General features: G+C 70.2%; 10 protein-coding genes. 5 read left to right on the forward strand and 5 right to left on the reverse strand.

Going from position 1 to position 11,418, the window contains the following annotated elements:
* Positions 1-62 precede the first annotated feature (62 nt).
* From SALMUC_RS00220 to SALMUC_RS00230, 3 genes are read left to right on the forward strand one after another with little or no spacing between them, the layout of a single operon-like run.
* Positions 63-1,109, forward strand: a complete 1,047-nt coding sequence (locus SALMUC_RS00220) for an ABC transporter permease (protein WP_020042100.1) — start codon at positions 63-65, stop codon at positions 1,107-1,109.
* A complete protein-coding gene (locus SALMUC_RS00225) occupies positions 1,106-2,053 on the forward strand; it encodes an ABC transporter permease (protein WP_020042101.1) in 948 nt (315 codons plus the stop codon). Before SALMUC_RS00220 ends, SALMUC_RS00225 begins: the two co-directional genes overlap by 4 nt.
* Positions 2,053-3,336: an amidohydrolase family protein gene (locus SALMUC_RS00230; protein ID WP_020042102.1), complete on the forward strand. Its 1,284-nt coding sequence runs from the start codon at positions 2,053-2,055 to the stop codon at positions 3,334-3,336. The genes SALMUC_RS00225 and SALMUC_RS00230 overlap by 1 nt, the downstream gene beginning before the upstream one ends.
* A gap of 277 nt (positions 3,337-3,613) precedes the next feature.
* On the opposite strand, the gene SALMUC_RS00235 is transcribed toward SALMUC_RS00230, so the two are convergent.
* From SALMUC_RS00235 to SALMUC_RS00250, 4 genes are all read right to left on the reverse strand, one after another.
* Positions 3,614-4,564, reverse strand: a complete 951-nt coding sequence (locus tag SALMUC_RS00235) for an ABC transporter ATP-binding protein (RefSeq protein ID WP_020042103.1) — start codon at positions 4,562-4,564, stop codon at positions 3,614-3,616.
* Positions 4,561-6,438, reverse strand: coding sequence for a dipeptide/oligopeptide/nickel ABC transporter permease/ATP-binding protein (locus tag SALMUC_RS00240; protein WP_037371018.1), 1,878 nt, complete (start codon positions 6,436-6,438; stop codon positions 4,561-4,563). The genes SALMUC_RS00235 and SALMUC_RS00240 overlap by 4 nt, the downstream gene beginning before the upstream one ends.
* A complete protein-coding gene (locus tag SALMUC_RS00245; RefSeq protein WP_020042105.1) occupies positions 6,438-7,385 on the reverse strand; it encodes an ABC transporter permease in 948 nt (315 codons plus the stop codon). The genes SALMUC_RS00240 and SALMUC_RS00245 overlap by 1 nt, the downstream gene beginning before the upstream one ends.
* 161 nt (positions 7,386-7,546) lie before the next feature.
* Positions 7,547-9,118 (reverse strand): ABC transporter substrate-binding protein, encoded by a 1,572-nt coding sequence (locus SALMUC_RS00250; RefSeq protein WP_020042106.1) that lies wholly within the window; start codon positions 9,116-9,118, stop codon positions 7,547-7,549.
* A 106-nt stretch (positions 9,119-9,224) separates the two neighbouring features.
* On the opposite strand from SALMUC_RS00250, the gene SALMUC_RS00255 reads away from it, so the two are divergent.
* Positions 9,225-9,926, forward strand: a complete 702-nt coding sequence (locus SALMUC_RS00255; RefSeq protein WP_037371019.1) for a DUF1028 domain-containing protein — start codon at positions 9,225-9,227, stop codon at positions 9,924-9,926.
* Here the strand turns inward: SALMUC_RS00255 and SALMUC_RS00260 are convergent.
* Positions 9,913-10,626 carry a FadR/GntR family transcriptional regulator gene (locus SALMUC_RS00260; RefSeq protein ID WP_020042108.1) on the reverse strand — a complete coding sequence of 238 codons (714 nt, stop codon included), beginning with the start codon at positions 10,624-10,626 and terminating at the stop codon, positions 9,913-9,915. The genes SALMUC_RS00255 and SALMUC_RS00260 overlap by 14 nt on opposite strands.
* A 204-nt stretch (positions 10,627-10,830) precedes the next feature.
* Between SALMUC_RS00260 and SALMUC_RS00265 the strand changes: the two genes are divergently transcribed.
* Positions 10,831-11,418, forward strand: a 588-nt coding sequence (locus SALMUC_RS00265; RefSeq protein ID WP_037370898.1) for a Y-family DNA polymerase, incomplete at its 3' end; no start/stop codon positions are given.

Genomic DNA, 11,418 nt, shown 5'->3' on the forward strand with positions numbered 1-11,418 from the left:
AAATACGCAAAGGGCGCGGGCACCGTCTGCCGCGCCGACACCGGACCGGGGGACCACGCCTGATGCGCCTTGAACCCATCGCCGCGCCCACGCCCGCGCGCCGCCTCGGCCTGCCCGCGCTGGCCCTTGCCGCGACCGTCGTGCTGGCCTCGGGGCTGAGCATGCTCGCCGGCGCCGACCCGCTCGCGACTTTCGGGCAGATCCTGCAGGGGGCCGCCGGCTCGAAGTTCGCGCTGCTCGAGACGCTGAACCGCGCGACGCCGCTCATCTTCACCGGCCTTGCCGTTGCCGTCGCCTTCCGCGCCAAGCTGTGGAACATCGGCGCCGAGGCGCAGCTCTACGCCGGCGCGCTGGTCACCGTGGTGATCGGCACGCAGACCGGCCTGCCCGGCCCGCTGGCGATCCCGGCGATGGCGCTGGCGGCGGTGGTCGCGGGCGGGCTGGTGCTGCTGGGGCCGGTGCTGCTCAAGGTGCGGCTTGGCGTGGACGAGGTCGTGACCACCCTGCTGCTGAACTTCATCATGGCGCTCTTCATCTCCTACCTGCTCGAGGGACCGCTCAAGGACCCGATGGGCATGGGCTGGCCCAAGTCGCCGGCGCTGCCGCGCGACGCCCGCCTGCCGCGGATTGTCGAGGGGCTGCGCCTGCACTGGGGGTTCGTGCTCGCGCTGATCTGCGCCCTGGGCGTCTGGGTGATGCAGACCCGCACCACGCTCGGCTACGAGATCCGCGCCACCGGCCTCAACCCGCAGGCGGCGCGTTTTGCCGGCATCCCGGTGGGCCGCGTTCTGGTCAAGACGGCGCTGATCTCGGGCGGGCTGGCGGCGCTCGCGGGCTTCTCCGAGGTCGCGGGCCTCAAGGGCAACCTCACCGCCGACCTGTCGCCCGGCTTCGGCTACACCGGCATCATCGTCGCCATGCTGGCGCTGCTGCACCCGCTGGGGGTCGTGGTCTCGGCGCTCTTCGTGGCGGGCATCTTCGTGGGCGCCGACAGCATGTCCCGCGCCGCCGAGGTGCCCAGCTACATCGCCGACATCCTGCTGGCGGCGGCCCTGCTGTTCATGGTCCTGGCGATCCTGCTGACGCGGGTCAGGGTGGTGCGCGGATGACCGAGATCGTCGAAATCCTGCTCTCGGCCAGCTTCTGGGCCGCCGTGCTGCGCATCGCCTCGCCGCTGATCTTCGCCACCATGGGCGAGCTGATCTGCGAACGCGCGGGCGTTCTGAACCTCGGGATCGAGGGGATCATGGTCATGGGCGCCTTCGCCGGCTGGATGGCGGTCTATGCCGGGCTGGGCCTCTGGCCCGGGGTGCTGTTCGCGCTGCTGGCGGGCATGGCCTTCGGCGCGGTGCATGCCGTGCTGACCGTGCCCTTCGGCCTGTCGCAGCATGTCGTGGGGCTGGGGATCACGCTGCTGGCGACCTCTTCGACCTACTACGCCTATCGCCTGTCGCTTCCCGAGGTGACCTCGCCGCCGCGGATCGAGCCCTTCCAGCCCCTCGAGTGGCCGCTGCTGGAGCGCATCCCCGTCGTGGGCGAGGCACTGGCGGCGCAGACCGCGCTCACCTGGCTGGCCTTTGCCGTGGTGGTGGTCGTGGCGCTGGTGCTCTACCGCACGCCGCTGGGGCTGGCCCTGCGCGCGGCGGGCGAGAACCCGCAGGCTGTGGAATCGCAGGGCCTCTCGGTCACGGCGATCCGCATGGGCGCGGTGATCGCGGGGTCGGGCCTGATGGCGGTGGGCGGGGCCTTCCTGACTATGTCGGCCTTCTCGTCCTTCTTCTTCGAGATGGTGAACGGGCGCGGGTGGATCTGCATCGCGCTTGTGGTTTTCGGCGCCTGGAAGCCCGGAAAGGCGCTGCTGGGCGCGCTGCTCTTCGCCGGGTTCGACGCGCTGCAGATCCGGTTGCAGCAGACCGGGCTCGGGCAGATCGTGCCCTATCAGGTCTTCCTGATGATCCCCTATGTGCTATCGATCCTCGCGCTCGTGCTCATGTCGCGCCGGGCCGAGGTGCCCGCCGCCCTGATGACCCCCTTCAACCGAGGAGACCGCTGATGGCCTCGTTCGACATCCTCGTGACGGGCGGCACGCTGCCCGACGGCACCGTGACCGACATCGGCATTCGCGGCGATCGCATCGCCGGGATGGGCGACCTTGCCGGGGCCGAGGCGGGCGAGGTGATCGACGCCACCGGCGATCTCGTCTCGCCGCCCTTCGTCGATCCGCATTTCCACATGGACGCGACGCTGAGCTACGGGACGCCGCGCATCAACGCCTCGGGCACGCTGCTCGAGGGGATCGCGCTTTGGGGCGAGCTCAAGCAGCTGACCACTGTCGACGAGATGGTCGAGCGGGCGCTGACCTACTGCGACTGGGCGGTCTCGATGGGGCTGCTCGCGGTGCGCAGCCATGTCGATACCTGCGACGACAGCCTCAAGGGCGTCGAGGCCATGCTGCACGTCCGCGAGGCGGTGAAGCCCTACCTCGACCTGCAGCTCGTGGCCTTCCCGCAGGACGGCTTCTACCGCGACCCGACGGCGCGGGCGAACACGCTGCACGCGCTGGACATGGGGGTCGACGTGGTGGGCGGCATTCCGCATTTCGAGCGCACCATGGCCGAGGGCGCTGCCTCGGTCCGCGAGCTCTGCGAGATCGCCGCCGCGCGCGGGCTACTGGTCGACATGCACTGCGACGAGACCGACGATCCGATGTCGCGCCATGTCGAGGCGCTGGCCTACGAGACGACACGGCTGGGGCTGCAGGGGCGGGTGGCCGGTTCGCACCTGACCTCGATGCACTCGATGGACAACTACTACGTCTCCAAGCTGCTGCCGCTGATGGCCGAGGCCGAGCTCGCCGCGATCCCCAACCCGCTCATCAACATCACGCTGCAGGGGCGGCACGACACCTATCCCAAGCGGCGCGGGCTGACGCGGGTCAAGGAGATGCAGGCCGCAGGCCTCGCGGTCGGCTGGGGACAGGATTGCGTGCGCGATCCGTGGTATTCGCTGGGCACGGGCGACATGCTGGACGTGGCCTTCATGGGCCTGCACGTGGCGCAGATGACCTCTCCCGAGGAGATGCTCCGGTGTTTCGACATGGTGACGAGGGTCAACGCGGGGATCCTGCATCTCGAGGATTACGGGCTGGCCGAGGGTCGGCTGGCCTCGCTCGTGGTGCTGGATGCGGGCGATCCGATCGAGGCGCTGCGGCTGCGGCCCGACCGGCTCTGCGTGATCTCCAAGGGGCGTGTGGTCTCGCGCAAGGCGCGCAACGACGCCGCCCTCGCGCTGCCAGGCCGGCCCGGCTCGGTGCGCCGGCGGCATCCGGTGGGGTAGGGGCAGCCCGACGCGCGGAGCCCATGCCAACCGGCCAAGTGAAATACCCGGCCCGGAATCAAGGCACGCAGTGCCGCCGGGCCAGCGCCCGACCGCCCCCTCGGGCGGGCGCCTTGAGACGTGGGCCTGCCGTTTCGAATGGGGGCATATGGCCGACGGATAAAGTTCCCGGGCCTCGACCGGCAGGAGCGCCCACCCGGAGGTCGGGCACTGGCCCTGATGTCGTCCTGCGCCTCAGGTCGGTTTTGCCCCGGAAGAGCGGACCGCTCCCGCCGCCCTACCGCACCGGGTGGAAACAGGCCGCGAGATGCCCGTCGCCCTCGAGCATCGGCTCCTCCTCCGCGCAGCGTGCCCCGGCGTTGGGACAGCGGGCGCGGAAGGCGCAGCCCTTGGGCGGGTTGAGCGGGTCGGGCAGCTCGGTCTCGCGTCCCTCGGGCGCCGTCAGCGCGCGGCCGACAACCGGCGCGCTCTCGGCCAGCAGCCGCGTGTAGGGATGGCGCGGACGGGCGAAGACATCCTCGGCGCGGCCCACCTCGACCACCGAGCCGAAGTAGAGCACCGCCACCCGGTCGCTCACCGCCTCGACCACCGCGAGGTCGTGCGAGATGAAGAGATAGGTCAGACCCAGCCGCTTCTTGAGGTCCGCCAGCAGGTTCAGCACCTGCGCCTGCACCGAGACGTCCAGCGCCGAGACCGGCTCGTCCAGAATCAGTATGCGCGCCTCGGCCGCGAGCGCCCGCGCGATGCCGATGCGCTGTGCCTGCCCGCCCGAGAACTCGTGCGGGTAACGGTCCAGGAACTCCTCGCGCAGGTTCACCTGGGCGAATATCTCGCGGATTCGGTCGTCGCGCTGCGCCTTGTCCATGCCGTGCAGCAGCTTCAGCGGCGCCTCGACGATCTGCCGGATCGTCTTGCGCGGGTTGAGCGAGCTGATCGGGTCCTGGAAGACGTACTGGATGCGCTTGCCGAAGACCGCCGGGTCGGCGTTGTCGAGCGGCTTGCCAGCGATCTCGATGGTCCCGTCCGTCGGCTCGAGCAGCCCCACCAGCATCCGCGCCAGCGTGGACTTGCCACAGCCGCTCTCGCCCACGATGCCCATCGTCTCGCCCTCCGCGACCTCGAGCGACACCGGATGCACCGCGTGCACGTGCCCCTTGGGCGCCCCGAAGAGCCGCTTGCCCACGGCAAAGGTCTTGGACAGGTTCTCCAGCCGCAATGCCGTGGTCATTGTGCCGCCTCCAGCTCGGTTTCGGGGTGGATGCAGCGCACCCGGCGCCGCGCGGTGCCCTCGAGCGCGATCTCGCCGCGCTTGCAGGCCGGCTCGGCCTTGTCGCAGCGCGGGGCGAAGGCGCAGCCCGGCGGCAGGTCGTTGACCGCGGGCGGCAGGCCCGGGATCGCGTGCAGCTGGCGCTTGCCCTCGCCCAGTTCCGGCACGCAGGCGATGAGCCGCGCGGTATAGGGATGCGCCGGCGCGTCCAGCACGGCCTGAGTCGGCCCCTCCTCGACGATCCGGCCGGCATACATCACCGCCACCCGGTCGCAGAGTTGCGCCACGACGCCGAAATCATGCGTGATGAAGACGATGGCCAGCCTCTTCTCCCGCCGCAGCGTGTCGAGCAGCGACAGGATCTGCGCCTGCACGGTCACGTCGAGCGCGGTGGTCGGCTCGTCGGCGATGATCACCTCGGGATCGTTGGCAAGGCTCATGGCGATGCCCACGCGCTGGCGCATGCCGCCCGACATCTCGTGCGGGTAGCTGTCCATGCGGCTCTCGGCGTTGGGGATGCGCACGTCCTTGAGCAGTCCCAGCGCCTTCTGCCGCGCCTCCTTGTCGGGCACCCTGTGGTGCACCCGGATCGCCTCGACCAGCTGGTCGCCCACCTTGTAGAGCGGGTGCAGCGTCGCCAGCGGATCCTGGAAGATGTAGGAGACCTCGCGCCCGCGCAGGTCGCGCAGAGTCTCGTAGGGGGCGCCGACGAGGTCCTGCCCCTTGTAGTGCACCGCGCCCCCGGTGATGACCCCGGGAGGCGAGGCCACCAGCCCCATGACCGACAGCGCCGTGACCGACTTGCCCGAGCCGCTCTCGCCGATGATGCCCAGGCATTCGCCCGGCTTCACGCCCAGGCTCACGCCGCCCACGGCGCGGTAGACGCGGTCCTTGACGTGGAACTGGGTCTGCAGGTCGCGCAGGTCGAGCACCGCATCGCCCTGCGCCTCCGGCACCGGGCCCTCGCGCCGCACGGTGGTCGAGGCCATGGGCCGCGTCAGCGCGCCCGAGCGCAGCCGCGGGTCGAGCGCGTCGCGCACGCCGTCGCCCAGCAGGTTGATCGCCATGACGATGACGAGGATCATCACGCCGGGTACCACCGAGGTATGCGGGTTGGTGATGAGCGCCGACCGCGCCTCGCCCAGCATCGAGCCCAGGTCCGCCTGCGGCGGCTGCGATCCGAGGCCGAGGAACGACAGGCCGGCGGTCTCGAGGATCATCCAGCCCACGGTGGTCGACATGGCGATGACGATGACCGGGATCACGTTGGGCAGGATCTCGGTCAGGATGATCCGTCCGTTGCCCATGCCGGCCAGCTTCGCGGCATCCACGAATTCCTTGTGCGCGATGCCCACGGTGATGCCGCGGATGTTGCGCGCGAAGAAGGGGATGTTCACGGCCGCGACCGCGATCAGCGCGTTCAGCAGGCCCGGCCCCAGCGCCGCGACGATGGCCAGCGCCAGCAGGATGTAGGGAAAGGCCATGAGCATGTCGACGCCGCGCATGATCAGGTTGTCGGTCCTGCCCCCGTAGTAGCCCGCGACGATGCCCACGGCGGCGCCCAGCACGGCGGCGATCACTGCCGCGGCAAAACCCACCGCCAGAGACAGCCGCGTGCCCCACATCAGCCGCGACAGCAGGTCCCGCCCGAGGTGATCGGTGCCCAGCAGCGCCCCCTCGGAAAAGGGCGGCAGGAAGCGGTCGCCGGTATTGGTGACATCCGGATCGGCCAGCGGCAGCAGCGGCGTGACCAGCGCCAGCAACACCACCAGCACCATGACGACGAGCCCCGCCAGCGCGAGCCGGTTGCGGGCGAGCAGCGAGAGAAACCCCATCATGTCTTGATCCTCGGGTCGAGCAGGCTTTGCGCCACGTCCACGACGATGTTGAACAGGACGTAGCAGGCGGCGACGAAGACCACGCCGCCCTGCACCAGCAGGATGTCACGGGTCAGGATCGCGTCGACCAGCATCCGCCCGACGCCGGGCCACTGGAACACGATCTCGATGTAGACGGCGCCCGACAGCACGAAGCCCGCCTGGATGCCCAGAACCGGGATGATGCTCACCATGGCCGCCCGCAGCGCGTGGCGCCAGATCACGCCGCGCTCCGGCACGCCCTTGGCCCGCGCCGTGCGGATGAAGTCCTGCCGCAGGACCTCCAGCATGGCCGAGCGCGAGAGCCGCGCCACCACGCCGGTGGCCACCACCGCCAGCGCGATCGCGGGCAGCGTCAGGTGCTGCACCAGCGTCATCAGGTCGCGCGAGCCGTAGACCGGCCACATGCCCGAGACCGGGAACCAGCGCAGCTGCACCGCGAAGATCAGGATCATCATCATGCCCAGGAAGAACGACGGGATCGAGATCCCGAGCAGCACCGCGAAGGTGATCGCCTTGTCCGCGAAACCGTACTGCCGCGCCGCCGAGACGACGCCCGCCGCCACACCGAAGACCGCGCAGAGCACGAAGGAGGTGCCCGCCAGCGCCAGCGTCGCACCGAAGCGCTCCAGCACCTCGTCCAGCACCGGCCGGTTGAGCGAGAAGGAGCGCCCGAAATCGCCCTGCAGCATGTTGCCGAGCCAGATGAAGTACCGCTGCACCGCCGGCTTGTCCAAGCCGAGGTCGCGGTTGATCTTCTCCACGTTCTCGGGCGTGGCGTAGCTGCCCAGGATCGCGGTCGCCGGATCGCCGGGGATCAGCGCCATGATGGCGAAGACGATCACCGTGATCCCCAGCAGCACCGGGATCGCCGAGACCAGCCGTTTGAGGATGTAGCTTCCCATGCCGCGCGTCCTCCGCGTCTGGAGAGTGGATGGCCCCGGAGCATCTTCTGGCCCGAAATATCCCGGGGAGTCCGCGCAGCGCGCGGACGGGGCAGAGCCCCTCGGGCGGGCCGCAAGGCCCGCCATCGGGCGGAGCCGGAGGCGCCGCCCGCAGCGTCAGCTCAGTTCTTGGTCACGTCGTCGAGCAGCAGGAAGAACGAGGGCTGCAGCTCGAAGCCGCCGACCCGCTCGTTGGTCACCGCGTTCTGCTTCCAGTTGGCGACGAAGACCCAGGGCGCATCCTCCTGCACGATGGTCTGCATCTCCTTGTAGAGCTCGGCCCGGCGCTCCTGATCGGTGGCGACGCGCGCCTCCTCCAGCAGCTCGTCCACCTCGGGGTTCGAGTAGTAGCCCGAGTTGAACCCGCCCTCCGAGGGGAAGGCGTCGGTGCGCAGCGCGAGGTAGGGCAGGGTGTCGGGGTCGTTGGTCATCCAGGCCATCTCGGCCATGTCCGCCTTGCCCTCGAGCCCGGGGTTCACCTCGCCCAGGAAGGTGTTCCACTCGTAGGTCTCGATCGCCACGTCGAAGCCCACGGCCTCGAGATCCGCCTGGATCGCGGTGCCCATGGCCACCGGGTCCAGCATGCCCGAGCCGCCCTCGGTCACGTAGAAGGTCAGCTCGGCGCCCTCGGCCCCGGCCTCGGCCAGCAGCTCCCTGGCCTTCTCCGGATCGTAGGGATAGGGCTCCAGCGTGTCGTTGTAGGCCCAGGAGAAGGCCGGCGGCGTCGGGCCTGCGGCGACCTCGGCGGTGCCTTCCAGCACGTCCTCGACCAGCGCCTTCTTGTTCACCGCGTAGTTGGCCACCTGGCGGACCAGCTTGTCCGCGAAGGGGCCTTCCTTGGCGTTGAGGATCAGGAACCAGACGTGCGGGCCGGCCTGTTCGTGCACGGTGAAGTCCTCGCCCTCGAACTCCGACAGCGAGACGGGCGGCACCTCGACCATGAGGTCGATGCCGCCGGCCAGCATCTCGGCGGTGCGGGTGTTGGCGTCGGTGATCGGGCGGAAGACCACGGCCTCGAGCTCGGGCGCGCCGTCCCAGTAGTCGGCGTTGCCCTCGACCACCACGGCCTCGTTGCTGCGCCACTCGGCGAAGGTGAAGGGACCGGTGCCGACCGGGTTGCGGCCGAACTCGGCGCCGTATTCCTCGACCGCCGCGGGCGAGACGATCAGCCCGGTCGGATAGGCCAGGTTCGACAGGAAGGGCGCGTAGGGCTCGCTGAGCGTAAATTTCACCGTCAGCTCGTCCACGGCCTCGACCGTGTCCACCGAGGAGAAGAAGAAGGCCAGCGGGAACGGCCCGGTGTCGTGGAAAGGATGGTCCTCGTTCAGCATCCGCTCGAAGTTGAAGACCACCGCCTCGGCGTTGAACGGCGTGCCGTCGTGAAAGCTCACCCCCTCGCGCAGGGTGAAGGTATACTCGGTGCCGTCTTCGCTGATCTCCCAACCGGTCGCCAGCGCCGGCTCGACCTCGAGCGTGCCGTCCTTGTAGCGCACCAGGCCGTCGTAGACGTTCATCAGGATGCGGAAGTCGTTCACCGCGGTGACCGCCGCCGGGTCGAGCGCCTTGGGCTCGGCGATCTGGCCCACGAACAGCACGTTCGGCGGAGTCTGTGCCGCCGCCGGCATCCCGAAGCTCATCGCCAGCGCGGTGCCCGCCGCCAGAACGGCCCGCCGCGTGAATGTCAGAAGTGCCATCGTCTCTTCCTCTCTGTTGCTCCGGTGACCGGAATTTTTCATGATTAATTTGAAGTGAGCCAAATTATCGTGATAAATTCAAGGAAAATGGCCATTGGACAGTTGCGTGACCTTCTCCCTGCTCACCCTTGACCGCGAAACCGGCACCTTCGGCGCGGCCGCCGCGACGGGCAGTCTCTGCGTGGGCGGCTGGGTGCTGCGCGGCGATCTCGATTCGGGGCTCTCGGCCAGCCAGGGCACCGCGCCCTCCACTTTCTGGGGCGAGGACGTGCTGGCCGCCATGCGCGAGGGCCTGCCCGCCGATCAGGCGGTCGCCCGGGCCACCGGGGCCGACCCCGGCCGCGCGCACCGCCAACTCGCGGCGCTGGACCCGGCGGGCGGCACGGCGGCCTTCACCGGGGACGAGAGCATCGAGGTCTCCGGCCAGATCGCCGAGCCGGGGCTCGTGGTGGCGGGCAACATGCTGGGCGCCGAGACGGTGCTGCCGTCGCTGCGCGCGGGCTTCCTCGAGGCTGCGGGCGACATGCCGGCGCGGCTGGTCGCCGCCCTGCGCGCCGCCGACCGCGACGCCAGCGACTACCGCGGGTTGAAATCGGCTGCCCTGCTGGTGCTGCATCCCGATCATCCGCCCCTCACCCTGCGCATCGACTATGCAGAGGCGCCGATCGACGCGCTCGCCGACCTGCTGGCCCGGGCGCAGGCGCAGCCCTATGCCGGCTGGCTCGATGTCGTGCCGGTCGCCGCGGACCGCACCCGCGCGCCCGGCCCGCGGACGCCTGACGAGCGGCGGACCGCTACTCGGCAATGAACCGGCGCAGCACCTGCGCCTCTTGCTCCTGCATCAGAGCCTCGGCCGTCTCCATGTGGGCGCGCATCACGGCCCGCGCCGCGGCGGGATCGCCCCTGCGCAGCGCCTCGACCAGTTCCGTCTGGTAGCGCCGCCCCTTCTTCCAGAGCCTGTGGTTCACCGGCTCGTAGAGCCGCCGCCAGACCGTGAGCTCGGTCAGGATCTGCGCCATGAACTCCACCACAAAGGCCAGCAGCGGGTTGTCGGCGTAGGACGCCAGAAGCGCGTGGAACTTCAGCGACGAGACGTGCTGCGCGCGTTCTTCCCCGGCGTCGCGTGCGGGCAGGGGATACTCGGCGATGACCGCCTCCAGCTTCGACAGCTGCGCCTCGCTCAGCTGCCCGGCGAGGCTCGCCGCGACCTCGGGTTCCAGCAGCTTGCGCATCTGGTAGATGTCGGCGATCGAAAGATCCCGGAAATAGAAGTAGTTGGCCAGCAGCGCCCGCGCCCGTTCGCCCGAGACCTCGCCGACGAAACTGCCGCCGCCCGGCCCGGTGCGGGTCTCCACCAGCCCCTGCGCCTCGAGAATCCGCATGGCCTCGCGCACGGTGCCCTTGGACCGCCCGTAGCGCGCCATGAGCTCGGCCTCGCCCGGCAGGCGGTCACCCTTGCGCAGCTCGTGCTCGACGACCCATTCCTTGATGGTCTCGGCCAGCTGCACCGGGCGCGAGCGTCGCGGCGCCGGTCTGTCGGACAGGGGTGGCAAGGGGTGGCCTCCTCGGGGCAAGGTCCGGCGACCCTAGACCCGGCGCTCGGGGGAATGCAATCGGGCAGGGGTGACAGGTGCGCCCGGCGGGACTCGACTCGCGAATTCGCGATAGGCTAGAACATAAGGTGAACAAAAGCTGCTGCCGCTGCCCGACTCATGCCGTCCCGTCGCATCCTCTCGCTCTGGTTTCCCCGCCTCGGCGCCGAACGCCTGTTGCGCCGCGCGCCGCAGCTCGACGGCGTGCCCTTCGCCGTGGTCGAGGATCGCGGCCAGGCGCAGGTGCTCTGCGCGCTGTCGCGCACGGCCTCCGAGGCGGGGCTGCACGCGGGCCAGCCGCTGCGCGACGCCCATGCCATCTGCGCCGCGCTGGTCACACGCCTGCGCAGCCCGCATGGCGAAGAAGCCTTCCTTGCGGCGCTGCACCGCTGGGCGGGGCGGTTCTCCCCCTGGGTCGCGACCGAGCCGCCCGACGGGCTGGCGCTCGACCTGACCGGCTGCGCGCATCTCTTCGGCGGCGAGGGGGCGCTGATGGCACAGGTGGCGCAGGACTGCGCCGACCTGCGCCTCACGGTGCGGCAGGGGCTGGCCGACACGCCGGGCGCGGCCTGGGCACTGGCGCGCTATTCCGGCGATGCGGCGGGACCCGGGCGTTCGGGTGACGCCATCGACCAGGAGGCGCGCGCCACCCGGGCCCGCGCCGCGAAACGCCGCCACTGGGAGCGCGGCCGTGCCGCCCCCGCCATC

This window comes from Salipiger mucosus DSM 16094, assembly GCF_000442255.1.
Taxonomy (GTDB): domain Bacteria; phylum Pseudomonadota; class Alphaproteobacteria; order Rhodobacterales; family Rhodobacteraceae; genus Salipiger; species Salipiger mucosus.